23 protein-coding genes are annotated in these 24,475 nt (G+C 66.2%); 9 read left to right on the top strand and 14 right to left on the bottom strand.

The window, feature by feature from the left end:
- Window positions 1-60: 60 nt before the first annotated feature.
- The 3 genes from OG730_RS08315 to OG730_RS08305 are packed head-to-tail and all read right to left on the bottom strand — an operon-like array spanning window position 61 to window position 2,176.
- Window positions 61-798 carry an ATP-binding protein gene (locus tag OG730_RS08315; protein WP_327303610.1) on the bottom strand — a complete coding sequence of 246 codons (738 nt, stop codon included), beginning with the start codon at window positions 796-798 and terminating at the stop codon, window positions 61-63.
- Window positions 795-1,856 carry a hypothetical protein gene (locus OG730_RS08310; protein WP_327303609.1) on the bottom strand — a complete coding sequence of 354 codons (1,062 nt, stop codon included), beginning with the start codon at window positions 1,854-1,856 and terminating at the stop codon, window positions 795-797. Before OG730_RS08310 ends, OG730_RS08315 begins: the two co-directional genes overlap by 4 nt.
- Window positions 1,856-2,176, bottom strand: coding sequence for a transcriptional regulator (locus OG730_RS08305; RefSeq protein WP_327303608.1), 321 nt, complete (start codon window positions 2,174-2,176; stop codon window positions 1,856-1,858). The genes OG730_RS08310 and OG730_RS08305 overlap by 1 nt, the downstream gene beginning before the upstream one ends.
- A gap of 874 nt (window positions 2,177-3,050) precedes the next feature.
- Here OG730_RS08305 and OG730_RS08300 point away from each other — a divergent pair.
- The 6 genes from OG730_RS08300 (at window position 3,051) to OG730_RS08275 (ending at window position 9,251) form a co-directional block, all read left to right on the top strand.
- Complete coding sequence (locus OG730_RS08300) at window positions 3,051-3,659, top strand: hypothetical protein (protein WP_327303607.1); 609 nt, start codon at window positions 3,051-3,053, stop codon at window positions 3,657-3,659.
- A gap of 82 nt (window positions 3,660-3,741) precedes the next feature.
- Window positions 3,742-4,308 carry an ImmA/IrrE family metallo-endopeptidase gene (locus OG730_RS08295; RefSeq protein ID WP_327303606.1) on the top strand — a complete coding sequence of 189 codons (567 nt, stop codon included), beginning with the start codon at window positions 3,742-3,744 and terminating at the stop codon, window positions 4,306-4,308.
- Window positions 4,305-5,471 carry an MAB_1171c family putative transporter gene (locus OG730_RS08290; protein WP_327303605.1) on the top strand — a complete coding sequence of 389 codons (1,167 nt, stop codon included), beginning with the start codon at window positions 4,305-4,307 and terminating at the stop codon, window positions 5,469-5,471. Before OG730_RS08295 ends, OG730_RS08290 begins: the two co-directional genes overlap by 4 nt.
- Before the next feature lie 84 nt (window positions 5,472-5,555).
- Window positions 5,556-6,752, top strand: coding sequence for an MAB_1171c family putative transporter (locus OG730_RS08285; RefSeq protein WP_327303604.1), 1,197 nt, complete (start codon window positions 5,556-5,558; stop codon window positions 6,750-6,752).
- Window positions 6,749-8,134 carry an FAD-dependent oxidoreductase gene (locus OG730_RS08280; protein ID WP_327303603.1) on the top strand — a complete coding sequence of 462 codons (1,386 nt, stop codon included), beginning with the start codon at window positions 6,749-6,751 and terminating at the stop codon, window positions 8,132-8,134. The genes OG730_RS08285 and OG730_RS08280 overlap by 4 nt, the downstream gene beginning before the upstream one ends.
- A 25-nt stretch (window positions 8,135-8,159) precedes the next feature.
- Window positions 8,160-9,251 (top strand): IS630 family transposase, encoded by a 1,092-nt coding sequence (locus OG730_RS08275; protein WP_327302643.1) that lies wholly within the window; start codon window positions 8,160-8,162, stop codon window positions 9,249-9,251.
- A 248-nt stretch (window positions 9,252-9,499) separates the two neighbouring features.
- On the opposite strand, the gene OG730_RS08270 is transcribed toward OG730_RS08275, so the two are convergent.
- From OG730_RS08270 to OG730_RS08220, 11 genes are all read right to left on the bottom strand, one after another.
- A complete protein-coding gene (locus tag OG730_RS08270; RefSeq protein ID WP_327303602.1) occupies window positions 9,500-10,948 on the bottom strand; it encodes an NAD(P)/FAD-dependent oxidoreductase in 1,449 nt (482 codons plus the stop codon).
- A gap of 134 nt (window positions 10,949-11,082) precedes the next feature.
- Entirely contained in the window at window positions 11,083-12,255 is a 1,173-nt protein-coding gene (locus OG730_RS08265; RefSeq protein WP_327303601.1) for an MAB_1171c family putative transporter, read from the bottom strand.
- Window positions 12,252-12,830, bottom strand: coding sequence for a toxin-antitoxin system, toxin component (locus OG730_RS08260; protein ID WP_327303600.1), 579 nt, complete (start codon window positions 12,828-12,830; stop codon window positions 12,252-12,254). Before OG730_RS08260 ends, OG730_RS08265 begins: the two co-directional genes overlap by 4 nt.
- Window positions 12,831-13,063: 233 nt before the next feature.
- Window positions 13,064-14,326: an NADH:flavin oxidoreductase/NADH oxidase family protein gene (locus OG730_RS08255; protein WP_327303599.1), complete on the bottom strand. Its 1,263-nt coding sequence runs from the start codon at window positions 14,324-14,326 to the stop codon at window positions 13,064-13,066.
- Between the two features lie 101 nt (window positions 14,327-14,427).
- A complete protein-coding gene (locus tag OG730_RS08250; protein WP_327303598.1) occupies window positions 14,428-15,639 on the bottom strand; it encodes an FAD-dependent oxidoreductase in 1,212 nt (403 codons plus the stop codon).
- 64 nt (window positions 15,640-15,703) lie between these two features.
- Complete coding sequence (locus tag OG730_RS08245; protein ID WP_327303597.1) at window positions 15,704-16,891, bottom strand: MAB_1171c family putative transporter; 1,188 nt, start codon at window positions 16,889-16,891, stop codon at window positions 15,704-15,706.
- Window positions 16,892-16,931: 40 nt separating this feature from the next.
- Window positions 16,932-18,140 (bottom strand): MAB_1171c family putative transporter, encoded by a 1,209-nt coding sequence (locus OG730_RS08240; RefSeq protein WP_327303596.1) that lies wholly within the window; start codon window positions 18,138-18,140, stop codon window positions 16,932-16,934.
- A 2-nt stretch (window positions 18,141-18,142) separates the two neighbouring features.
- Window positions 18,143-18,808, bottom strand: a complete 666-nt coding sequence (locus OG730_RS08235; RefSeq protein ID WP_327303595.1) for a hypothetical protein — start codon at window positions 18,806-18,808, stop codon at window positions 18,143-18,145.
- Window positions 18,809-18,892: 84 nt separating this feature from the next.
- Complete coding sequence (locus OG730_RS08230) at window positions 18,893-19,528, bottom strand: hypothetical protein (RefSeq protein WP_327303594.1); 636 nt, start codon at window positions 19,526-19,528, stop codon at window positions 18,893-18,895.
- 355 nt (window positions 19,529-19,883) lie between these two features.
- Window positions 19,884-20,762, bottom strand: coding sequence for a helix-turn-helix domain-containing protein (locus OG730_RS08225; protein WP_327303593.1), 879 nt, complete (start codon window positions 20,760-20,762; stop codon window positions 19,884-19,886).
- A gap of 291 nt (window positions 20,763-21,053) precedes the next feature.
- Complete coding sequence (locus OG730_RS08220; protein WP_327303592.1) at window positions 21,054-21,278, bottom strand: hypothetical protein; 225 nt, start codon at window positions 21,276-21,278, stop codon at window positions 21,054-21,056.
- A gap of 474 nt (window positions 21,279-21,752) precedes the next feature.
- On the opposite strand from OG730_RS08220, the gene OG730_RS08215 reads away from it, so the two are divergent.
- The 3 genes from OG730_RS08215 to OG730_RS08205 all read left to right on the top strand — a co-directional run bounded on the left by OG730_RS08215 (window position 21,753) and on the right by OG730_RS08205 (window position 24,462).
- A complete protein-coding gene (locus tag OG730_RS08215) occupies window positions 21,753-22,064 on the top strand; it encodes a hypothetical protein (protein ID WP_327303591.1) in 312 nt (103 codons plus the stop codon).
- A 497-nt stretch (window positions 22,065-22,561) separates the two neighbouring features.
- Complete coding sequence (locus OG730_RS08210) at window positions 22,562-23,653, top strand: ParB/RepB/Spo0J family partition protein (RefSeq protein WP_327303590.1); 1,092 nt, start codon at window positions 22,562-22,564, stop codon at window positions 23,651-23,653.
- Window positions 23,654-23,682: 29 nt separating this feature from the next.
- A complete protein-coding gene (locus tag OG730_RS08205; RefSeq protein WP_327303589.1) occupies window positions 23,683-24,462 on the top strand; it encodes a thioesterase II family protein in 780 nt (259 codons plus the stop codon).
- Window positions 24,463-24,475: the final 13 nt, after the last annotated feature.

The following is a 24,475-nucleotide window of genomic DNA, read 5'->3' as shown; positions in this document are numbered from 1 at the left end:
CAGGGCAGCGCGGCGTGGCGGGTCCAGGCGGTGAGGGTTGGCAGGGGGAGCGGAGGCTGGTCAAGCGGAGGTTCGTGTCCGGCGGCGATCCGGTCCGGTCATGGCGATCTGCTGGCACATTCCGACGAGGCGAGAGGCGACTCGGTCGCCGATCTGCTCGCGTAGCACGGGCTGCTCGGCAGGCATCGAGGGGGTGCGCGCCGGGGCGAGGTTGCTGGTGATCAGCGTCGGGAGCTCGCGGTTGTACCGGTGGTTGATCAGCCGGTACGTCAGCTCCTCGGTCCACCGGGTGGTCGTTGCCGCGCCCAGGTCGTCCAGGTGCAGGACCGGGATCCGGACAAGGCGCCGCAGCATCCATTCGGGGTCGACGCCCTGCCGAGGGCGCATTTCGGCATACAGGTCGGCGGCCGTGACGGACTCCCACCGGACGACGATCCCGGTGGCGATTAGGGCTCGGATCGCGGCGAAGGCCTCGTGCGTCTTGCCGACCCCGGTCGCTCCAAGCAGCAGCAGCGAGGGACCCGTCGCGACCTCCCGGCGCCCAGCGGTCTGTGGAGCCGAGGAGCGCTCGACGACCTCGTCCACCCACTGGCTGACCCGCGGGTCTGAGATCGTCGCCTGCTGGTAGCGCGAGGGGATCCGCGCGTGCGCCGCCTCCAGCGCGGGGATCGCTGCCGGCGTGTCGGCCACCGATCGGCCCGGGTCGATCCCCATCGCCGCGAACTTCGCCCGAATGCGGCTCACCGAGTTGGTCTCGCCCAGCGCCAGCGGCTCGGGAGTGTGGGTACGTCGGGTCACAGCGACTCCTCGTAGACCGAGCTGTCAGTGGGGTTCTGCCAGGGCTGATGGGCGGGCCGGGCGCTGGCCCAGAGCCCCGCGCCGGAGGCGGACGCCGAGGGGGAGGCGTTCAGTGCCTCATTGACCAGGCTCGGGAGGACGCTGGCGTGCAGGCCCTTGACGCGGAGGCGCTCCAGGGCGGCCCGGATGACCGCCGGGTCGAAGCCTTCTTCCAGCAGCCCCTTGGTGTGGCGGCCGATCAGTCCGCGCACTGTCTGCGGCACCGGTTGCGAGCAAGCCGACACGTACTCGGCCAGCAGGTCCTTTGCCGAGACCGATGCGCGTGCGGACTCCGGCGCGGGGGCATCGCCCCCCTTAGGGAAAGATCCAAGATCCAGGATCCTAGATCCAGGCGCCGAGCCCTCGCGCAGTTGTATCGAGGCCTCATCGAGAACCGTCTGACCTGCGGATTCCTCAGGACCCCCGGGGAGGCCCTGGTGGGGCGCCGCCGGAGCCGACTTCAGACCGGTGTTGCTGCCGGCGCCGGGGTCCCCCGGGGCAGCCGAGGGCGCTGAATCCGGCGGAATGGTGCGATCGAGGGCTCGTCGAGTATTCATCGAGTCCTGCGAGCGGTCACCGCAGAGCTCTGCGGGAGTGGTCGGTGTCACCGTCGTGGCCGGAGCGGAGGAGGCAGGGCACGAGGCCCCGTCGCACTCGCTGCACTTGCTGTGGCCCTGGTGCGCGGGGCACCGCGGTCGCCGCGACGCCGAGGCGCGGTCGATCTTCTGGTGCTTCTCCCAGGTCACGAAGTGCAGGTACTGGCCGCCGTCGCATCCGGTGTAGCGGCAGATGAGACCTGCGCCGGCGAGCTGGTCGAGGTCCCTGGCCACGTCTGCCGGGGTGTGGTCGGCGCGGAGAGCCCAGAGCCGTCCGGCGATGATCGCCGGGTGGTCGCGGAAGCGGCCGTGGTCGTCGGCCTGGGTGAGCAGTCCGAAGAAGGTGACCATGGCGGTGACGTCGACCGAGGCCAGGTCTTCCGACTCGAAGGCCTCGGGCTTGATCGTGCGGATGCGTGCCATCAGGCGGCACCACCATAGAGTGCGCCGGACCGAAGGTCGAAGGTGCGGCGCGCCGCCCAGTTGGCTGCAGGGTAGGTGCGGATGATCCAGCGGGCGGCGACGTGCGCCTGGGTCCGGCTGATCCGCACCGCTTGGCCGTCGGAGCCGGTGGCCCTCACGTCGAGGTGGGGCCAGGTTGTGCGGCCGTCCTGCAGTCGGATATGCAGGTCGGTGACCTGCGGCAGCATCGTGGCGAGCTGCTGGGCAAGCGCGCGGGCCCTCAGAGTCGGTATCTCGGCGTGAGCCGGAGTCTGCGGTCTTTCGCGCAGGGGTGTGGACATGCGACACTCTCCCGTGATGATTCCGCACCGCTGTCCATGGAAAGGGGCCGGCGCGGAGTGAGGTAGGTGATCTGCCGGGCCCTTGCCGGGGCCCAAGGTGATCTGCTGGGCAGCGCAGGAGAGTTGACGCTCTCCGAGGCTGCGCAGTCGGCGTCTGGGAGTTCCTCCCCGGCGCCGTTTCTGTTTGCCTAGCCGCCACTGGTGCGTGACTGGCGCTGTGTCCTCACCGGACCCTCCCCCTGGTGTGTCCCTTGCCCGCCGTGTCCGGCGGTTGCCAACAAGCTACGCAGACCCCCGCGCAAGATCTAGACATAGCTCTAGAACCGACGCACTCCACGCAGCACCCGCCTGACCTGCGGAGAATCCGACCATCACGACTTGGGTGCGAGGGGTGGGGTCCCCGGCTGCTGGCCGGTCCTGCCGTAGATGCGCAGGGCGACGGCCGAGTCTGTAGTGAAGGTCTGGGCGTGGCTCCAGAAATGCCGACGAGTAAGCGCGTAGGGGCTCAGGGCTGCGATGGGCGCAATATTCGGGCGACACGGACGCCTATGTCCATTTCGTGCCCACCCGTGCACTAAAACCACTTTGCGGGATGGTCGGTGTTTTGGCCAAAAGTAAATATTGATTGCCTCCGATTGGCCTGTTCGGAGGGGTTCGATCCCGCTGAGCCTCCAGCCGGTTAGGGCACGGTGAACTCGCCCCCTGTGCACGCAGGGTGATTCTTCATTCCTTGGTGTCGCATGTCAACAACTCTTTTCGGTGTGGCAACAAAAGTTGCCCAACCCTCTGTTGTGTCGATGCCATCAGGGGTTACGCTCCCGGCACGCCCATGCTTCGAAGCTGGACCTGAGTCGACTATGTAGGAGACACATCCGTGCATGACGCACGATCTGCACTCAACGTGACGCTGGATGCTTTGGCTCAGTACGCGGAGAACCTGAATCGCCAGCCGCAGGATCTGTTCGATCTGCCCGCGCTCCGCCGGGTCACCGGCGATTCTGAAGAGATGATTCAGGCCATGCTGAATCGGGAGGAAGTGAACGAAGGCGACCTTCGGCAGCGATTTGTCCGGCGCTTCGAAGCCGCATTGGAGCTTCGACTCTCGCCGGATACCGGTGCCACGTACTCCCTTGCCGTGATTGCCGCGTCGTACGGGCAGAGCAAGGAGTCCCTTCGCAAGCTCCTGGTCGGCACCGGACTGCCGGCAGCACACGCCCAAGCAGGCCTGGAGGCCTTCTTCGGGGTGGATCCCGGCTACCTGCTCTCGCCCAGCCTCCCTGCGCTGGACAGGGCGTTGCAGCCCCTGCTCAGGCAACTGAGCGACGAGGTGATCCGCGCCTCCGGCGCACGCATGAGTTACCGCGGATTCGAAGACGAGGACCGGCTGGAGGGTTTCTCGCAGCTACCGCCAACCGACCAGGATGCCCTGCGCCGCATGGTCGCGGGCCTGCTGGTGACCAAGAAGACCGAGCCCACCCAGTGACTTCCCGCGCTGCAGTCGTTTCGTCGGATCACCGGCTGTACGCGCTACCGGAACCGGCGGTGACGAACAAGCACGAGGCACAATGCGCAAGACCAGCAAGAAGCACCTGTCGTCTCTCCGGGACGACGTCCTGGCGGGGATCCCACGGCCCGTCCCGCGTGATTTCGCAGCCATCATCGGCGCGCTCCGCGACTTCGCGTGCCAGCGAGCCGACGGCCGCTCCGTCGAGGTCGTCTATCGACGGTTCCCGCCGAGTACGGTCAGCGGCCTGTTGGTGGAGACCGATGATCGAGTGATCATTGCGGTCGAGGAAAGCACCAACCCGACGCATCAGCTGCTGATCTTCACCCACGAGCTCGGTCACCTCCTCATGGGGCACTGCCACGACCACAAGGACGCCGACACGCCCGCCCTGCGAGCGGCGGCCCGCGCGCTCGGCGATGACTTCGATCCCTCCGAGGTCGTCGCGGTCCTCGCGGCCCGGACCAACTTCGGGCGACGCGAAGAACACGATGCTGAGAGGTTCGCGGTCATGCTTACAGCGGCCCTGCAGCAGCACGTCGAGCAGGGGCCCAGTTCTCCGGCGTACGGGCTTGCCGGCCGCCTACAGTCGAGTCTGGGACCCCGTGGTCGGGGACTGGACCGATGACCGACTCGGCGTACTACTTGCCGGCTGGAATCCTGGCAGTGGCGCTACTGTCCAAGGTGCCGTCACTCCGGCATGGCTGGCGTGACGGCATGCTCCGGGCCGCGTGCACGCTGATCGCCCTCGGGGCCTGCGCATTCTTCTTCAGCGCCCCACCCACGGTGGCACAGGTCAACTCATGGACCGGCATTGCCAATGTGTCCGCACCGTTCGTCTACTCGCTCCTGGCAGCCTTCAACTGCGCCTGCCTGGTGCTGCTGATCCACTGGAGGGGCGGAGACGCCGCTTCGATCCGTGCCCAGGCCAGAGTGTGGATAGCTGCCACGGTCGGCATCATTGCCGTGCTGATGGCGCTCTTCGCCCTGGGCGACGCTCCGATCGAGCGACAACGCGACATGGACACCTACTACGCCACCGCGCCGTACATACGGGAGATGGTCGTCGTATATCTCCTTGCCCACGCGGTCGTCGGAATGGTCGTCACCGTCACCTGCTTCCGCTGGGCCCGTCAGGTACCCCAAGTCTGGCTGAAGCGCGGGCTGGCCACGATCGCCGCCGGATTCGTGGCAAACCTGGCCTTCGCCTCTGGCAAGCTCGTGGCCGTCGCAGCCCGATGGGCCGGGGGGAATTGGGACGGTCTGAGTACCGATGCCGCGCCCCAACTCGCCAGCGTCGGAGCCTCGCTGATCGCCGTTGGATTCCTTCTTCCCCTCGTCGGCCCCTGGGGAGAATCCCTTTGGGGAGACTGGCGCACATACCGGCGGATGTACCCGCTATGGCGGGCACTTCATCAGTCCTCCCGCTTTGCCTCGACGCTCCAGGTGCCCTTCTGGGCAGTTTCCGACCGAACACTCGCCCGCGCCGTCGGGATCGCGGACCGGCTGCTGGAGCTCCGGCCGCATCTCGACCCCCGGACGTCCTCCTGTGCGCAGGAGCGCGCCGAAGAGGCAGGTATGACCCAAGCCGAGGCCCAGCTCGTCGGTGAGGCGACCATGATCCGCGTGGCACTGCTGGGCCTGGACTCGCCCAGTACCTCCGAGTCCCACGACCGCACCGATCTCGCAAGACGCTTCGCGCCAGGCGACTTCCAGCGGATCGCCGAACTGAGCACCGCCTTCACCAAGATCGAAAATGCACCAGAAAGTCGGCACCATGCGCACATCTAGCGGCACCCCACCCCGATGCCCCGTTCCTGACGTACGAAGGAGCTCCAGCCGGCGGGCCGCAGACAAGAGCATGGGGTTCGGCCGGTGAACTCGTCCGCTTCCGCAGGGCTGGTCTTCTTCGTCCCAGCGGGACTCCTGGCCATCGCCTCCGCTGTGAAGGTGATGGCGCTCCGGCGCGATCCGACTGATGTGCTCCTGCGGGCCGTTACTGCTCTGCTGCTCGTTGCGACCGCCGTATTCGCTACTGCGGCACCGCCCGTCCTCAAGATCATTAATGACCTTACGGGTGTCTCAAACGCAGCCGCGCCGCTGGTCTACTGCATCCTCACGGGCTTCAGCGGAAGCTGCCTCGTCCTGCTAATCCACTGGAGGGGCGGCCCGGACGAGAACCGAACCCGCCGAGCGGCGAAGGCCACCGTCATCGCCTATAGCTCGGTGTGCGCAGGGCTGCTCGTGCTGTTCGCTTTGGCGGACGCCCCGGTAGAGCGCCTCAGGGACCTGGACACCTACTACGCATCTACCCCGTACATGCGGGAGATGATCCTGCTGTACCTCCTCGCCCATACCGTCGCCGCGGTCACCATGACCATCTTGTGCTGGCGCTGGTCCCGGGAGGTCTCCGGCACTCTCCGCATGGGCCTGGCCACGATGGTGGTCGGTTACCTGCTCAACCTTCTTTACGACGGCTTGAAGTACACGGCGATCGTTGCCCGCTGGACGGGCAACGACCTGGACTGGCTGAGTACCAACGTTGCTTTCTCCGTTGCGTCCTTCTCGGCAATTCTGATCGGAGTCGGTTTCCTGATTCCCCCGATCGCCCACACGACCCGAGGCACGTGGACGAAGTGGCGGCGCTACCGGCAACTGCGACCGTTGTGGCACACCCTCCGCCGAGCGGCTCCCGCATCCAGTGCCCACACCGTGAGCAGGTTCGTCCCCCTTGACCAGAAGCTGGTGCAGGTCGAGGGGGAGATAGCCGACTGCATCCTGCGCCTCGGGCCCTATCTGGACGATTCGACCGGCCGGGCTGTCTTCGAGCAGGCCATGGCCTGGCGCACGGATGTGCGAGCAGCCCAGCTTGAAGCCGACGCCGCCGTACTCGCGTCCGCCGCCGCAAAGGACGTACCCGTCGGTCTCCACGTGCCAGATGGACACAGCCAGTGGACCATCCGATCCATCGAAGACGGAGACCTGATCCGACTGTCCAAGGTCATGGACAAATCCCCGGTCGTCAGGACGATCCGGTGGTCAGCAACCCAATCAGAAAGTGCAACATCATGAGCAAGATGGACGACGTCCTGGTCCTGGGCGGTGGTTTCGCTGGAATGGCCGCCGCAGCAGCCCTTGCCCCGCACGCTCGCACGATCACAATCATCGAGCGGGATGAACTCCCCGCAGGCCCGGAAGCCCGACGAGGCCTGCCACAGGCCGCCCATGCTCACATGTTCTGGTCCGGCGGAGCTGACGCCATCGAAGCCCTCCTCCCTGGAACCCAGAACGCATGGATGGACGCCGGCGCAAACCGTGTCCCGATACCCACAGGCATGGTCTCGCTCAGCCCCGGCGGCTGGTACCGGCTCTGGCCCGAATCCCACTACCTCATAGCAGCCAGCCGCGACCTCATCGACTGGGGAGTTCGCGGCCGGCTGGGAACCCTTCCCAACGTGCAGATCATGTGGGGAACGGAACCCATCGCATTGCTCGGCGACGCCTCCCGAATCCGTGGAGCCCGAGTCCGTGGCCGCGACGGAGCCGAGCGTGAGGTCAAGGCCAAGCTCGTCATCGATGCAACCGGCCGGACCTCCCGCGGACCTCACTGGCTTTCTGCGTTGGGAGTCCAGCACATCCCCGTAGAGACCGTGGACGCCGGCGTAACCTATGCGACTGCCCGCATCAAGGCGCCGACACCGACTGCACACTGGCCCGTGATCAACATCCAGGCCGACCCCCGCCTCGGCCGCCCCGGCAAGGTGGCCACCATCCTCCCCATCGAGCACGACGAGTGGATTGTCAGCCTCTCGGGCACCCGAGGTGCATCACCTACCAACAGGGCTGAGGACTTTGAGACGTATGCCCGGAACACGAGGAGTCCCCTGGTAGCGGACCTACTCGCGGCGGCCGGACCCATCGATAGCGTCGTGGTCACACGCACCACAGCGAACCGGCGATACCGCTACGAGAAGGCCCGCCGTCTCCCCGATGGCTTCCTCGCGATCGGCGACGCGGCTACGGCCCTGAACCCCGTGTACGGCCACGGGCTTTCAGTTGCGGCCCTGAGTGCCCTCGCACTCCAACGCGTCGCTGAGCGGCGAGGAATTGCGGAGCGAGGCTTCACCAAGCTTGCGCGCCGTGCCATGGCACGGCCAGCAGCTGGTGCATGGATGCTGGCGACGGCACAGGACGCGCGCTTCCCCGGGGCCGAAGGGAAGAGGGTAACCGTCGCGGACAACGTGGCGAACTGGTATGTGAACCGACTGATTTACACCGCCACGGGAGATATCACGGTCACTACCGCCCTTACCGACCTCATGACGCTAAAGAAGGGCCCCTTGGCTCTCGCCAACCCTCGTGTACTCCTCGCGGCTCTGTGTGGCCCCCAAATGCGAAGCCTGCCTGGGCCGCCCTTGCCCCCGGCGACCGCAGCACTCTTGCTAGTGACCTGAGTCTGAGGTTTGTCGTTAGTTCGGCATGAGTCGTCCCGGTCCGAAGATTCCGCCGTTGTCGGTGACTGATGCCCAGCGTGCTGTGCTGGAGGGCTGGTTACGTCGTCGTTCGACAGCTCAGGCTCTGGCTCAGCGGTCGCGGATCGTGCTGGAGTGCGCGGGCGGGCATTCGGTGATGGAAGTTTCGCGGCGGCTTGGGATCGCGCCGGACACGGTCCGCACCTGGCGGCGGCGGTTTCTGGAGCACGGCCTGGACGGGCTGGGCGACGAGCCGCGGCCGGGTGTCCCGCGGAAGATCACCGACGCTGATGTCGAGCGGGTGATCGTCAAAACACTGGAAGAGACGCCGAAGAACGCGACGCACTGGTCGACGAGGTCGATGGCCGCGGCCACGGGAATGTCGCAGTCGACCGTCTCAAGGATCTGGCGGGCGTTCGCGCTGGCTCCGCATCGTTCGCAGACGTTCAAGCTGTCGACGGACCCGCTGTTCATCGACAAGGTCCGCGACGTGGTCGGCCTCTACCTGGACCCGCCGGAGAAGGCTCTGGTCCTCTGCGTGGACGAGAAGTCGCAGATCCAGGCCCTGGACCGGTCCCAGCCGGTCCTGCCGATGATGCCTGGCGTTCCAGAGCGCCGCAGTCACGACTACATCCGCGCCGGCACAACCACCCTCTTCGCGGCCCTGGAGGTCGCCACCGGCAAGGTCATCGGGTCTCTCCACCGCCGCCACCGGGCCGCCGAGTTCAAGAAGTTCCTGGCCAAGATCGACAAAGAAGTGCCGGCGGATCTTCAGATCCATCTGATCCTCGACAACTATGCGACCCACAAGACGCCGGACATCAAGAAATGGCTGCTGGCACACCCGCGGTTCCACCTGCACTTCACACCGACGAGTGCGTCGTGGCTGAACCTGGTGGAGCGGTGGTTCGCCGAGCTCACCCAGAAGAAGCTCAAGCGTGGAGTCCACCGCTCCGTCCAGGCTCTCGAGCGCGACATCCGTTCATGGCTGGCCGACTGGAACGACCAGCCCAAGCCCTTCCTCTGGACGAAGACAGCCGACGAGATCCTCGACAAAGTCGCCGCCTACTGCCACCGAATCTCTGACTCAGGTCACTAGGTGCCCGTCGACCGGCGTCCGTGTGAGACACGGCGCTTGGGGGGGGCCACAGCCATAGCCCTTCAATGCCGGCAGATTCAACCTGTCCGACTCGGCCTTGTGGAACGTGATGCGCCACCGAGCGCGCTCTGTGGCTGAATGGGCCATCGGTCCGTGTACGGAGTCTTAGTCCAGTTCCAGCATCCGACCCGCTCGGAGATGAAGGCCGTCGGCGGGCCGCCCCGTCCGACCGTGACCGAGGAGGAGACTCAATGGTCGGAGGCCTTGATCTTTTCTGCTCGATGAAGAGGCTCGCGGTCCAGGATGCTCTGCTCCCTCGCGGTGAGGGCGGGGCCGTTGAGCAGGGGCTTGCGCAGGCCGCGTGCCGCAGCGATCAGGACGCCGGGGGCGCCGAGGACAGAGGCCGGCTTCTGCATTGTCATTACGTCCGTGAGCGCCTTGACGACGAGGAAATTGCCGATGGCGGTGTGGCTGAGACGGTGGACGTAGCGTGCTGCGAGCCTGTCAGTCAGGTTGGGCGTCTCGCCGACAGCACCTGGATAGAAGCGGTCCTGGCCGACGGCGAGCAGCCAGGCAGCGGCAGCGGGTCGGGCCATCGCCTTCTGGGCCCGCGCGGCGAATTTGGGCGCGGTCACTGGCAGCTTCTCCGCAGTCTCGCGTAGGGCGAGCGCGCCGAGGGCAGCGGAGGACATTCCGTGGCCGTAGACGGGGTTGAGGCTGGTGGCGGCGTCACCGAGGACGACGAAGCCGGCGGGCATCGCGGCCTTGTCGAAGCGCCGCTGCCGGTTGGCGGTCCGGCCGTAGACGACGACGTCGCTGATCGGCTCCGCGCGGGCGAGGAATTCGGCGGCCAGCGGGTGGCGGACTCCTCTGGCGAACTCCTCGAAGAGGTTCTCATCAGCGCTCGGTTCGGCGCCGCGTGTGCCGGAGATGCTGACGTGCCATTGGCCGTCTTCAATGGGGATGATCGAAACAACCTGTCCAGGTTTGCCTTCCCGCGGGTCGGCCTGGATGTGGATGACGGGCCAGTCGGATTCGGTGCCTTGAGGGGCGCGGTAGCGGCGGCTGGCGTACCGTACCCCGGCGTCCACGACGGTTTCCCCCACCGTGGGGGCGCCGAGCTGCTTGAGCCATTCCAGGACCTTGGAGCCGCGCCCCGTGGCGTCGATCACAAGGTCGGCGTCGATCACGCTCTCCTCGCCGCCCTCGTTCAGCACGTGTACACCGCACACGTTTGATGCGCTGCCCACCAACGATGTGACGGTCATGCCTGTACGCACGCTGACGTTGGGTATCGCTAGGACCGCGGTGCGTATGCCCCAGTCAATGAGGTCGCGGCTGGCGCCGATGAGGTAGTGGGTCTCGGTCCACCGCCGGAACCAGCCGGCGGCCGAGTAGGAGACCATGCCGTTGGGGATCGGTACGCGGTGAGCTCCGGCCGTCAGCCACCGGTCGGTTGTGCCGGGAAGCAGGGACTCGATTGCGTCCGCACCACCCGACCACAGCATGTGGGCGTGGGCGGCCTGGGGAAGTCTGGGTCGGGGTGCTGCGGTATCGGGCAGCTTCTTGTCGCGCTCGAGGACGAGTATTTCCACGAAGTGGGGTGCGAGTGCGGCGGCCGCGAGTGTACCGGCCAGGCTGCCACCGAGGATGACGGCGCGGGTGGTGCCGGTAGTGCCGTTGGGCTGCTGGGTCATCGTGTGTTGCTCTCTAGGACTGCCGCTTCGCGGATGGCTCGGACGATGAGGAGTATCGACAGAGGCTGGAAAGGATTACAAGATCGACGGCATGGAAGGCAGGATTGAGCGCGGTACGGAGAGACGGGGGCTGTTCATAGGGAGTGTCCTTCTAGAGGGACAGCCGCAGTGTGGCTGCGAAGAGCTCCGTATTGGCGAGAGATGCGGGCGATGCCCTTGGTGCCGGTGCCGAACACGGCGCTGAGTGCGTCAGTGCGTTGTTCCGGGCACTCCTCGTCGCTCTCCGTGGCGGATTCCTTGGCCTCGATGGCAAACGCGATCATTATGGCCGCGGCCGCGGCCCATGTTTCATCGGGCCCGACTCCGTCGTCGGGCCCCGGGTCGTGATATGCCGTCATGACCTGTAGGTCGCAGTACGGGGCCAAGGCCAGCAGATCGTCGTAGATGTCCGTTTCGCGATTGAAGAGCCGAGATTCGAGAGGTGTCCACCAACTGGTCGACACCGGCTGGCCCATGAGGGTGCGGAGCCTGCGCCACAGTGGCCCCATCCACCGGTAGGTCTGCCATGTCTCCCATGCCCCGGCCAGGCGGCGACCCTGCGGCAGCAGGAAGCCGGAGGTGGTCAGGACGGCTCCGGCACTGGCCAGCGGCGGAGCGACGTCCGTGCTGAGGAAGTCCCAGTCTCCGCCCGTCCAGCGCGCGACGACGGCCGCGGCCTTGGCCAGGCCGAAGCCGGTGCTGAATACGAAGCCGGCCACGAGGGTCAACAGGCCCGCCCGGAGCCACCCGTCGACTACGCGAGACCACCGCCAGCACATAACCGGTACGACCGTGCCGACAATGATGTGCCAGGAGAGATAGATGACGATCATTTCGCGGATCCAGGGCGTGGACGCGTAGTGGGTGTCCAGGTCCCGGAGTCGCTCCTCCGGGGCATCACCTAGGACGAAGCACAGGGCGAGCGAGGCGACTACCACGCCGCATACGGCGAACCACCGCCGAACGCGGCGTTGCACCTCGATGCCGAACCCCTCACGCCAGTACGCGAGGAGCACGATGGAACACGTGTTGAACACGCTGAGGATGGCGTAGACCAGCGGCGCGGAGACGTTCGGCAGCCCCACTGCTCGGTTGATCACCGTGATGGTGGGGGGCGCGGCGAATGCGAATCCTGCGCTGGACATGAGGAGCAGTCCCGCGACGGACCGGACCATGGGGTTGCCCCACTGCCGGATGAGTCCGGGGAGCTTGGAGAGGAACGCGATGCCAAGGGCAGCCGCCGGGATGTAGTAGTCCGAGCCGTTCATCTACCGTTGCCGAGAGAGGCTTGGATACGGGCAGCCGGACCTTGGAGGACCCGCTGCGTGGAGTCGACGTCGACCAAGTGGCGAAACCGCCGGCCAAGCATACGGCCGTACTGCTCGGCCTCGGCCTCGTCACCTCCTGCGGCGTGTGTCCGCGCGGCGACGAGGCGTACTGCTTCGTCGAGGTCCGCCGGCGTCAGGACGTCATCACCGATCAGACGCGTGGCGACCTGCGTACCCAGGACGTAAGTACCGCAGTGGCCTTTGATCATGTGCCAGATCTCGTGCCCCAGGATGACCAGCGCATGGAAGGGACTGGTGCTCTTCGCGACGACGATGACGTCTTCGGTTTCCCGGTCGAGCCAGAGCCCGGAAACGATGCCAAGGCCCTGCGGGAAGTCACGGCGCACGACGCGCACGGGCCGTCTGGGATCGCCACGGTAGACGGTGAGATGCGCGGCTATTCGGTCGATCAGTTCGGTGATGTCGCGGGGGGCTGGCTCGCCCAGGCCGACGTACAACTCATCACACAGCCGGACCATCTCCTGCTCCAGCCGCCGATTCCGCACGATCCTCATCCCCTGACTCCTCACCCGCGCACTTCATGCCCTCCGGCGGTGATCCGAATCCCTCAGTGGGTCCAGAGTGGACCTGCGCTCACTTCGGACTCGGCCGTCGTCCAAGATTAAACTGAGGGTGAGCCGCGTCGCTGCCGAGGTTTCGGAGAAAACCCCAGCAGGCGAGGGCCCCCAGTTCCAGGTGACCTGTCCACCCCATCTGTGCCAAGGATCCTGTGGTGTTCCCCGGCTCGTCAGCCGCTGAGCGGCATGGTGGCCTCTGGCGCGGGATTCTGGGCAAGCCACCGCCCGTAAGCCCGGGTCATTCCTCGATTCCGCAGGGTGTCGCGGATGAGGGCGAGGTACGCAGAGGTCCGGGCGCGAGGCGGGAGGCCGCGGGAGATGCGACCCATGTGCGCCCGTACGACGGCAAGTACACCCGCGCTGGCGATGTCCTTGTCCCGCCAGTTGAGGCGTAGCGCGGTAACCTCGATGTCCTCGCCCTCCTGCCAGCGCGTGGGCAGGTCGGGGTGGAGAGCGAGAGCGGTGGCCAGCCCGACCATTGCGAATCCGCTCGTCAGGACTCGCTCTGCGGAGGCGCGACGACCAATGCCCCCCGTCAGCATCAGCGGCATGGGCGCGGACGCGACGAGCCGCTCGGCAATCGCCAGGAAGTAGGCCTCCCGGTCGAGCTTCCTGTCATCAGCTGTGCGGCCCATGGTCGCTGCGCTCTCCATGCTGCCGCCGGAGAGCTCCACCAGGTCTACGCCGAGGTCTCCGAGGGACGCGAGTACCTGTTCCACTTCGTCGACGTCGAAGCCGCCGCGCTGGAAATCGGCGGTGTTGATCTTGATGCTTACAGCGAAGCCTGAGGACACTGCCGCGCGAACGGCTCGTACCACCTCCACAAGCATCCTTGCCCTGTTCTCCAGGCTGCCGCCCCATTGGTCGGTGCGGCGGTTGACCAGAGGCGAGAGGAACTGGCTGAGGAGGTAGCCGTGGGCCGCATGGATCTGGACGCCGTGGAACCCGCTCTCCTGCGCGAGGCGTGCCGTTGTGGCGAACCGGCCGATCGTGGCCTGGATGTCCGCCTCAGTCATCGCTATCGGGCGGGCGAAGGTGCTCGTGTGCTTGCCCATGCTGACGCCTATGTCGGACGGCGCCCATGCGACACCGGGCAGGTCCGACCGAATCTGCCGGCCTGGGTGGTTGATCTGCATCCATACCTGGCCGCCCTCCGAGCCGGCCGCTGCAGCCCAGCGGCGGAAGGGGCCGAGGTCGGTTTCGGCGTCGAGCACGATCGTTCCCGGGGAAGTGAGGGCACGCCGATCGATCATCACGTTCCCGGTGATGATCAGCCCGCTTCCACCGCGAGCCCAGCTGCGGTAGAGCTCCTCGATCTCCGGCCCGGGCAACTGACCGGGTTGGCGGGCCAGGCTCTCCTCCATGGCGGCCTTGGCTATCCGGTTGGCAATGCGGGTGCCGCTCTGCAGTACGAGAGGTGTGGACAGGTGCATAGAAGATTCCCCTCTGGATGTCGTTGAGTGACGTCCGGCTGTGGCCCGCGTACGGTGCCATTCTCGGTCTGTGCCCAGCCTGGGCCAGCGTGGCTTCCGCTTCAGCGGGCTCGCGACTTCAGAACCCGACCTGCTGCTGCCCGTACGCGCGAGAGGCGTGTGGAGAGGCCAGGGCTGACGGGCTGGTGACGGCCCCCACCCATCAGGCCCGTCTGGGGATCGGCCCACAGGTGAGCGATCTCTTCGGCGATTGCCTGCTGAGCCCTGCGGGATGCTGTCGGGTGACCGATGCCACGCTGGAGTGCCTCACGCAGGGCTCTGGCGGCGGCCTCGGTCGCCAGCGGCCCTCGTGCGTCCAGGGGGTTGAAGGTAGCCAGGGCGTCCCCGATGACGACGATGCCGCGGGGACCGCGGATTTGCTCGTACCGGTACCAGCGCAGGGCCGAAGTGGGTGTGACGACCACGTCGCCCGCGGGTTTCGCCCCGGCGATGAACCGGCCGACTGCGGGGTCCGATAGAGCCAGTGCGGCGTCTGCGAAGGTTTCCGCGTCGGCGATCAGTGCACGATCCGGGGCGGTCTGGGTGACAGCCCACAGCCCATCCTCGATCGGGACGAGTACCGCACTGCGGGCGCCGTCCGCCACAGCGGTGACGGGAGTGTCCGCCTGCCCGTCTGGTACCTGGTAGAGACGGCTGGCGGAGAACCCGGCTGCGCCACGTGAGATGACCGGTACGGCGGCGACGCCGAGATCCCTCAGCCAGTTTGCCGTACTCGCATCGGCGCCGCTCGCGTCGACGACGAGCTCTGCGGTGACATCCTGTTCCGTCCCGTCACCGAACCGCACGCGCGCGCCGAGCACAGCGGACTCGTCGCCAATGAGCCCAACGGCCTGTGCACCATCCAGGATGATGGTGTCCCGCTCGCGTGCGGGATTGGCGACTACGACCTCTCGCAGCACGCTGGTCAAGAGGTCGCGGCTGCACGTCACCAGCTCACGGGTCCCCCAGGCTCGTGGACGTGTCCGGGACAGGTGGTCCCCAGCCGGGAAGGGGAAGGCCAGAGCCCCGCGGCGCTGCAGCATCGCACCCGAGCCGTAGGCCAGATCGTTGATATCCCACATCCCACCGACGTGGAGGACTTCGCCGTGCTGGGCGGGTTCGATACCCGCCTCCTGCGGCTGGGGGGCGGGTTGGCCGCCTGCGAGTACGAGTACGTCGTAGCCGGCCAGGGCAACCACGGATGCGGCGAGCAGGCCGGCGTACCCCCCGCCGATTATGAGGGCTTCGACGTGCTTCGGGTGTGTGGTGGCCATGGTCATCTCTCCGTGATGGTTCTCGGTGTGCGGCGTACGGGCAGGGAGCCTTTCGGACTGCTCGCTACGGTCGTGCACTGTGTTCGGCCGACGCGTTGGACTGCCGTGTCACTTCAACCCGTGTGGACTGCAGCATGGCGGTAGACATGTCGATGAGATCTTCGGGATCCTCGATGGAGCTGACCGTCCACCGTTGCTCCGAAGGGAGGGCGGGTACGGCGTACCCCTTCTGGATGACCGCGCGGGCTATGACACAGGCATCGGCCTCACCGCGGGCACGGCGGATCTCGGAGTGCTCAGCCAAGGCGAGTGCGTAGACCTGCGTGCCGATCGACCGGTCGAACCAGGGCATCAGTCGAAGTACCGCGTCGAAAATGTCCCTCTCACGCTGCATGAGCCGACGCTCCACTGGCTGCCACCACGGCATCGGCGGCGGACTCGTAGGAGGGATCTCCCGGCGGATCTCCAACCAGAGAGGCTGTAGTCGGCGAAAGCGGCGAAGTGCCCGCCACCGGGAGCCCACGCCTTGCCCGATGGGCGGGAGCATGAAGCCGGCGGAAAAGAGAAAGGCACTGAAACCGGCTAGGTAGAAGGCGACGGGGCTGCTCAGCGAGTCCCAATTGTGGCCTAGCCAGCGGGCGACGATCGCGGTGAACTTCAAGAGGTCATAGCCGAACATACACACCGCCCCGGTGGTGATCAGCAGCAGGCCGGCTCTCAAGATGCCCGGGACCTGCCTCGACCACCGCAGGCAGAGGAAAATCATGGTGACGGCCGCTACCGTGTGCGCCGCCAGGTAGAGAAGGATCATTTCGCGGATCCAGGGCGTCCTGGAGTAGTAGGTATCCAGGTCCCGGAGGCGCTCGACTGGTGCGTCGCCTAGCACGAACAGGGCGTATATGGCGATCATCACCATGCCGTAGGCAGTCAGACACAGCCGGGTCTGCCGGAGGGTGACGCGCGAATCCTCGTTGCCTCGCCAGTGGATCAGCAACACGATGCTGATGCCATCGAACGCCGTCAGGATCGAATACACGATGGGCGCTGCAATGTTCGGTATGCCGAGCAATTCGTTGATGACCGCGAGACTCGGTGGAGCGGCTGTGACGAACAGAAATGCAGCCACGAAAAGAGTCGCGGTGACGGCCCACAGGAGGGGGTTTCGGGGGTTCTTCCGCAGCGCCCAGAGTTTGACGGCGGTGGCGACGAAGAAGCCGACGGCTACGGACAGGTACACCGTTCCCGCGTTCACCGACGACTCCCGCGAGCCTCGTGGGGGAGAGTAGGCATGATCATTTGCCCTCTGAGTGGGCAGCGTCGCCAATGGACGAGCCGGAGTGGCGGATCTTGGCGAACTGAATACTCAGTCGGGCAAGGCCATTTGTCCCTGACACACGAGTGTCGATGGTGGCGCCCATTTCGGCAGCGATGGCAACCGGCCCGGGTGGCAGCTTCCCGGCGACCTCCACAGTGGCCAAGGCGGCATGGATCGTTGTCGCTTCGGCGAAGATGAGAGCTGCCTCCGGTTCGCAGCCTTGTGATGAGGCGTAGCGCTCGGCTGCCTCGCGGCGGCTGCTGTCCAGGTAGGGCGCCAGGTTGAGCAGTCGATCGGAAATGTCGGTGGACCTGGCCATTGCCCGGATCTCCGGTGACGAGGTAAGGCGAATCCAGGTGGGCTTTCCGGGTCCCGCGAAGGGTTCGAGCGCACGCCAGAGGGGTTCCATCGCCCGATAGGCCCGCCAGGCCTCCCACATCGACCCGAGCCGTGGCCCGACAACCGGCACCAGGAAGCCGATTGTCGTCAGGCCGGCTCCCAGCCCTGCCAGGGGAGGGGCTATGTCGGTGCTGAGGGAGTCCCACCTGTCCGTACCGGCCCAGCGAGCACCGACGGCCAGGAATTTGAGCAGGGCGAACGACAAGCCGATGCCGAACGCGGCTACGAGTATGAGCAGGCCCCAGTGGGTCCACGCTGCCTGGAGATCTCGAAGCTCACGGGCCCACCGCCAGCATTTCGTCGCCACCACGAGGCTCATGGCGAAGTGCGCGGTCAGATAGAGCACGATCATCTCCCGCACGTACGGGGTGTTCGCGTAGAAAGTGTCGAAGTCGCGCTGCTGCTCGATGGGTACGCTGCTGAGCGAGAAGAGAACACAGAACGTCGCGATTACTACGGCGGTGGCCGCGATCCATGTCCTAGTGTGCTTCCGGAGGATCTCCTCGGGCCCCCCTCGCCAGTGGATGAGGAGCACAATCGAGCCGCACGACAGGCACGACAGGATGCAGTAGACGATGAGCGCCGAGACGTTTGGCACGCCGGTGAACCGGTTGACCCGCTCGATCGTAGGCGGAGCGCCGAACACGAAACCTGCCGCCGAGGCCGCGAGAATCACAAAAATCGCATTCGACATCGGCGAGTGCCAACTGCGCCAAAACGAAGGAGCCTTCACCGCCAAAGCAATCGCCAGGACGACGGCGGGAATGTAGTAGTCAGATCCGGTCATGCTCAGTAGCCTCTACCCATGCTGGACTGAATCCGGCCTTGCAAACCGGATGTTGGGACGGCGTCGGCCCCTTGCAGGTCTCGCAGCCGTGCTCCCATCTGCAGCCCGAACTCCTCCGCATCGCTTTCCTCTTGATTGTCGGCGTGGCTCCTAGCGGCCAGGGCGACGAGGTCGTCGCCTACGAGTTCGCCACCGAGAGACCTGGCAGCGGCCGCGGCAACGTCGTCGTGGGCCCCGTGGGACAGGCAATCGCCCATCAACGCATGCCACATCTCGTGTGCGAAGATCACGAACTGGTGAAGCGTGGTCGTCTGACTTTCGACGATGATGACGATCCGGTCCTCGAACCGCGCCGTGAGGCCACTGGCGGTCCCCTCGGGAAACTCGCGGAAGTAAAGGACGACCGGGTGGAATGGGAGCGCTGCACGGTCCTCGTTGAAGCGCCGCTCAACGTCAGCCCTCATCACCGCGAACAGGCTGTCCGGATCCGAGGGAATCGGCCTGTCGAGACCCGCGAGTACAGCGTCGCAGAACTTCGCGACCCTCCGCGTGGTGGAACGCCGGGCCAGGTGGGCTCTTGGTGCGGCGAGCAAGCCCTGATAGGAGGGCAGCCTGTCGAGACCCGCGAGTACCCCCTTGTGAAAGCCTGCCATCTTCCCCTCGTTCATCCGAATGCCCCCACTTTGAGTTCCCCTCCGAATGGGCGGTGTAGACGTGTCCCGCCCTGCTGCTACTGGTAGCTGAAGATCAGGTCAGTCGCTGCGTCCGGACCGGGCTTCGGGCCCGGAGTCTTCTCGAGTGAGCGCGTCCATGAAGGAGAGCAAAGCCGTTTCCAGGCTCGGGGACAGCTCCTTGTTGCCGAGACGGAGCTGGACCTGCATGGCGTGACGATTCCTCACAGCCTCGGAGGGGTTCCTGATGAACGACGTGAGGTGCGGGATGACCTTGCTGTCCAGAACCCGCTTCACTGCCTCCGGTGCCGTCTGGGTGAAGTACTCCATGGGGACGTCGAAGAACCTAGCGAGGCCGGCGCCATGCCAGATGTTGGGCGTGCTGTGGTTCAGCAACTTGCCGTGCCACTGCGGGGTCATCCCACTGCCAGCGGCGATCTCGGCGGTTGTGTACTGACGTCGGCTACCTGTGTGCTTGTCCACGATCAGCCGGGTTTCCCTGAGGAACACGATGCGGCGGGCCAGCTCTGCCGCGGTGCTCTTCGGCGCTTCGACGAGTTCGCCGTCGAGCAGCCGCCGGATGTCGGTCTCTGGAAGGGAGCTGTGGAAGGAGAGGTCTCGTAGGTTGAAGACCGATGCTCGGTCGAGTCCCGCCTCCGACTGGAGCTCCTCGACCTCTCTCACAGTCCTGGCGAGGTGCTCGTACCCGTCGCTCACGGACCCTCCCGGTAGGCTGGAAGGCGGACTTGTGGTTGAAATGGGCCCGCAGCCCCCGCCGTTACTAGATCACGGAACGGTCAGATCCGCAATGAAATGATCGTTTCACGAGGCAGGTTAGCAGGCGTCGTTTTGGGGTCGCGTGGCTACCCCGCGCGGGCGGGTCCGATTGCGCCTTAATGCCCGATAACGCTCCCAGGTGGAGCGGGACTTCGTGGACAGATGATGATCCGCGCGCGCAATCTCTAATTTCTTCGGCGGCTGGCGACTCGGCAGAACCTTGCGGAGGGGCCAGTGTGACGGATGCCCGTCGTACGCGGATTGTCCCGGCGGCAAGGTCTCGGGGCCGGTGGAGTCAGCTCCTGGTCTGGGGAGGAGAGGTGCTACCACTCTGAGGTCTCCCCCCGAACATGTCGGCGACCCAGCGCATGAGCTCAGCATTCTGGGGCTCACCTTCAGCTCCCCGAGCGGCCATGGCAGTAAGGCCTATGCGTGCAGATCTCAGGCTCGCGACGACGGCCGCGACTTCTGCGTCGCCGGTTTCGAAGAACATGGCGGGGACGTCAAGCGCGGCCGCCAGTGCCTCCAGAACCTCGGGGGTGGTGTGCGCTGCCCGGCCGAGACGGAGGCTTGTCACGAGGGGGCCGTTTAGGATCTTTCGCCCCAACCGCGCGTTTCCGAGGTCGGCGAGTTCAGCGTCCGTGGGGCGCTCCTGCCTGGCGGCGCCTTCGAGTAGGACGGCGATCTTTTTCGCGATGGTGTGCGGCCCGCTAGGTTGCTCGACCTTGGGTGGCCGGGGCACCGCCGGCGCGTCCTCGTCGAAGGAGCGTTTCTCGGCGGCCAGGAGCTCCTCAACGCTAACGCCGTACGCTTCCGCCAGGGGGGCGGTGTACTGAGGGGCTAGTTTTCGCCGTCCTCCTTCGGCCGCCCGCACGGGTGAGCATGAACTGGTCTGTGTGACGGCCGCAGTGTCCTTCTGTGCCATGCCGGCGTCGCATCGGAGATCCGCAAGGGTCGGAAGGCCGGGCCGCGGGAACAGGTCATCCACCCGCTCACCCACCAGCGCCGCAAGTCGAGGCAGCTTCTCCGGCGGCGGGGACGCGTCCCCGCTCTCGTAGCGGGAGACGACGGACGGGTCCTTGATTCCGAGTGCGGCAGCCACCTGCGCCTGGGTCATGCCCCTCGCGACACGCGCGCTACGGAACCCAGAGGCGTCAAAGCGGCGTTCGGGCATCGGGACTCCATAGTGCGGGGAATGGCCAGTTTAGACCCTTGATCGGATCGCTAGATGCATATAATTTGCATTGTGCGATCGGGTGAAGCGTCTTGCTGGTCGACAACCTATCGGCGGACAGAGCCTAGGGAAGGCAAACAGTCCTTGCGCATGGCGGGGATGTGGACACGCTCCAGGCCGCCGCTGGGCGCGATTGCGTGTCGGCGCAGCTATAGAGGGGTGAGGAAGTTGTTCGACGAACCGGACTTAGAGGTCCACATGGTGCCTGTGGCGTCCCTGTTGCCGTCGGATTCACCGCGTCTGGGGGGCCTGTGCCATGACCATGCGCAGGTGCTCGCCGAGAGCGGCAGGGCGCTCGAACCGATCCTCGTGCACGGGGCCACTGGCCGCGTAGTCGACGGCATGCACCGGCTGCGCGCCTCGATAATGCGCGGCGCGCGCGACCTGCCCGTCCGCTATGTCGAGGGGCCGTCCGCCGACCTGTTTGTCCGCTCCGTAGCGGCCAACACCCGCCACGGACTGCCCCTGACTCTCAAGGATCGCAGAGCGGCCGTCATCCGCATCCTCGACTCTCATCCGCACTGGTCCGACCGGGCCATTGCGGCGGTCAGCGGAGTCTCTCCCAAGACCGTGGGAGCCGCCCGAAGGAGATGTTCGAGCGAGGAAACTCCTCACTCGAAAGACGGCGACGACCCTAACGGAGCGACCGCTCGCGTCGGCAGGGACGGCAGGGTCCGCCCCGTCGACATGTCGCGGCGCCGCGAGAAGGCCCGCATCCTGCTAGCGGAACGCCCGCAGGCAAGGCTCCGGGACGTCGCAGAGGAGGCGGGGGTCTCCATCAGCACGGTGCACCGGATGCGCCACGCGGCACCGGTTCAACCCACGGGTAGCGGTCAGGGTCGAAAGGTCCTGCCGGCCTCCTCCTCGGGGCCTGCTCTGGGGAAGGGGACTTCGATCGACGCTGTTGCGAACCCCTGGCAGGAAGGCCCCATGCGGAGCGTCTCCGAGCGGGCCGAGCCCCCGGGGGAGACGGAGACCGTACGCACCCGGCCTCGCGCCGCCGTCTCGCTCTACCGCGACCCCTCGATTCGCTTCACTGACAGGGGGCGTGCGCTGTTGCGCTGGATCGACGGTCGCAGTGGCGAACTGGCCGTGGGGCAGGGTCTGCTGGCGTCTGTGCCGCCGCACTGCATGCAGGCCGCCGCCGAGGTGGCACGGCACTACGCCAGGGAGTGGGAGCGGCTCGCCGACACGCTCCAGCGGACGGAGCGGCTCAACAGCAACTTACGGGAGGCCCGGTGAGCCTCCTGGGCCAGCCGGCCGCTTGCTAAACCGAGACCTCGCGACGCGTTTGTGGTTGACCACCGGCCAGCCCTCGTTCCGGAGCTCGGTGGTGCTCCTGGGGAACCTGTAGATGGCGTCGGATTTTCTGGTGGACCTTAGGTATCCGGGCCGCGAGTCCGGCCTCGGGGATCTGCCGGGCCGATCGTGCAGCCGCCGCGTGGCGCCAGTGGTGGAGGCTCGAGCGGGAGAGGTCAAGGGCGTTGCCGAGGCGCTTCACGCCGTGACGGTGCTGGTGGCCGTCGACGAACTGGCGGTGAGGAGTGGACCCGGTGGCGGTGCCCATCCCGTTGGGGGAAGCGCCGCTGTGGGCTCAGAGTCAGGTGCCTCTCCGCTGACTCTGCCCGACCACCCGCATACCTGGCCTCGTTCAGTCAGTCCTGCGTGTATCTGGCTGGCTCGGAGCGAGGTTGGGAAAGCTCGCGGGTCCAAGTGTGACCCAAACCGGACTTCATGGGTTGAATCATCTGTACGCAGGCATTTGCGTGAACGATCCGGCAGGAGGATGTGTGGTGAAGGAAGGCATACCCGCGTGGCCTGTTCGTAACAGTGGCGTAGCGGAGTTGGAGGTCGAGAAGGTCGCCATCGCAGCGCTCGTTACGGCAGACTCTCCCCGCCTGGCGGGTGAGAATATGGAGCACGCCCGCATGCTTGCCCAGTCTGAAGCCGAATTGCCACCGATCATCGTGCATCGCGCGTCGATGAAAGTCATCGACGGGATGCATCGGCTGCATGCGGCAATTTTTCGGGGAGGGGATGAGATTGATGTCAAGTTCTTCGACGGCAGTGAAATCGACGCATTCATCCTCGCGGTGGAGTCCAATGTGCAGCACGGCCTACCGCTGTCTCTGTCGGACCGCACAGCTGCGGCAGGGCGCATCGTCATGTCCCATCCGGAATGGTCTGATCGTGCGATTGCCGGAGTGGCCGGGTTGGCGGCGAAGACCGTCGCCGCGATCCGTCGGCGGTCGGCAACTGGGGAAGATCCCCAGTTGCACATGCGGGTCGGGCGAGACGGGAAAGCGCGTCCCCTCAATAGCGCCGAGGGACGTAGGCTGGCGAGCGAGCTGATCGTGGAGAAACCCGACGCCTCTCTCCGGGAGATAGCCAAGGCTGCCGGGGTGTCGCCGGGTACCGTGCGTGACGTGCGCCAGCGCCTCCAGCGCAACGAGGATCCAGTTCCGCCCCGGCAGCGGCGGGTCGAGGCGAGTGCGGTGCAGAGGAAGCAGGCGGCGGTGATCGCAGGCGCCGACGGCGCGCCGGGTCGGGACGCGGCCATACGGGCGCTCATGAGGGATCCACAGCTTCGCATGTCCCCGGAAGGCCGGCTCCTGCTACGGCTCTTCGGTGCGCACGTCGCCGACACCCGGAGCCGGCAGCAGCTCGTCAAGTGGATTCCCAGTCGTTGGCAACACGCCGTCGTGGCGGTCGCCTACTCCTGTTCGCGGGACTGGTACCAGTTCGCCAGACAGCTGGAGACGCGCGGGGAAGCGACCGGCGACGAGGGTGTACTCGCCACGGCGCTCTCGGAGACTCGCAGGCGTCCTTAGAACCCCGACAGCTTGATGCAGTGCGCCACTTGCTCAAGCCCACCACACAAGGAGGCGATCTCGTGCGTGAGCGCTGGATGCTGCAACATTCCGCGCCCGACGGGGTGTCGACGGCCTACGTCTACACCATTCCCTCGCCGGGGTCCGGCGCCGCTTCCCATCGCGACCTCGCCCAAGGCGCCCCGGCTGACCTGAGTCTCATCACCGTACGACTGCCCGGCCGCGAGAGCAGGTTCTCCGAACCGCTGCTCCTCGACATGGAGGCGGTCGTTGCCGAATGCGTGGAGAACATCGGACGGCACGCTCGCGACCACAGCAAGCCCTTTCTTCTGTTGGGGGACTGTTCTGGGGCGTTCATCGCCTATGAGGTGGCGCGGAGATTGGAACGTGACGGGCCCGCCTCGGCTGGGCTTGGTGTGCTCGGGCAGGTCGCCCCTGGCGCCTGGGACACGTCCTCACCCATGGCCGACTTGCCGGGTGATCGCTTCCGGACGGCGCTATTGGAAGCCGAGATCGTCTCGGCGGACATCGCGGCCAGCCCCGACAGGTTCGCGTTCTTCACACCGGTGCTGCGGGCCGACCTGAGGGTCGTCGAGTTGTACGAATGGAAACCGGAGCCGGCCCCAGGATTTCCGGTCGTCGTTTTTGTCGACAAGGATGCCGATGCGACGGAGCAAGAAAATATGCGGGCATGGACAGGGGCCACCCGCGGCATGGTAGAAATCGTTCTGTTCCCCGAGGCCGAAGCGGGTCGGGTCGAAGTCATTGGTGCTGAGCTCGCCAGACTGCTGAGCGTGAGTGGTTGTTGAGGCCGACCGGGAT

Origin of the sequence: Streptomyces sp. NBC_01298 (assembly GCF_035978755.1) — a bacterium.
Taxonomy (GTDB): Bacteria; Actinomycetota; Actinomycetes; order Streptomycetales; family Streptomycetaceae; genus Streptomyces.
This window is presented reverse-complemented; position numbering and strand designations above follow the sequence as displayed.

Bases quoted from the DNA above. Each gene is read 5' to 3' on its own strand.
- OG730_RS08275 (WP_327302643.1), top strand. From the start codon at position 8,160: ATGAGTCGTCCCGGTCCGAAGATTCCGCCGTTGTCGGTGACTGATGCC.
- OG730_RS08295 (WP_327303606.1), top strand. From the start codon at position 3,742: ATGCGCAAGACCAGCAAGAAGCACCTGTCGTCTCTCCGGGACGACGTC.
- OG730_RS08270 (WP_327303602.1), bottom strand. From the start codon at position 10,948: ATGACCCAGCAGCCCAACGGCACTACCGGCACCACCCGCGCCGTCATC.
- OG730_RS08305 (WP_327303608.1), bottom strand. From the start codon at position 2,176: ATGTCCACACCCCTGCGCGAAAGACCGCAGACTCCGGCTCACGCCGAG.
- OG730_RS08310 (WP_327303609.1), bottom strand. From the start codon at position 1,856: ATGGCACGCATCCGCACGATCAAGCCCGAGGCCTTCGAGTCGGAAGAC.
- OG730_RS08215 (WP_327303591.1), top strand. From the start codon at position 21,753: ATGCGGAGCGTCTCCGAGCGGGCCGAGCCCCCGGGGGAGACGGAGACC.
- OG730_RS08255 (WP_327303599.1), bottom strand. From the start codon at position 14,326: ATGCACCTGTCCACACCTCTCGTACTGCAGAGCGGCACCCGCATTGCC.
- OG730_RS08290 (WP_327303605.1), top strand. From the start codon at position 4,305: ATGACCGACTCGGCGTACTACTTGCCGGCTGGAATCCTGGCAGTGGCG.
- OG730_RS08235 (WP_327303595.1), bottom strand. From the start codon at position 18,808: ATGAACGAGGGGAAGATGGCAGGCTTTCACAAGGGGGTACTCGCGGGT.
- OG730_RS08240 (WP_327303596.1), bottom strand. From the start codon at position 18,140: ATGACCGGATCTGACTACTACATTCCCGCCGTCGTCCTGGCGATTGCT.
- OG730_RS08265 (WP_327303601.1), bottom strand. From the start codon at position 12,255: ATGAACGGCTCGGACTACTACATCCCGGCGGCTGCCCTTGGCATCGCG.
- OG730_RS08225 (WP_327303593.1), bottom strand. From the start codon at position 20,762: ATGCCCGAACGCCGCTTTGACGCCTCTGGGTTCCGTAGCGCGCGTGTC.
- OG730_RS08250 (WP_327303598.1), bottom strand. From the start codon at position 15,639: ATGGCCACCACACACCCGAAGCACGTCGAAGCCCTCATAATCGGCGGG.
- OG730_RS08280 (WP_327303603.1), top strand. From the start codon at position 6,749: ATGAGCAAGATGGACGACGTCCTGGTCCTGGGCGGTGGTTTCGCTGGA.
- OG730_RS08260 (WP_327303600.1), bottom strand. From the start codon at position 12,830: ATGAGGATCGTGCGGAATCGGCGGCTGGAGCAGGAGATGGTCCGGCTG.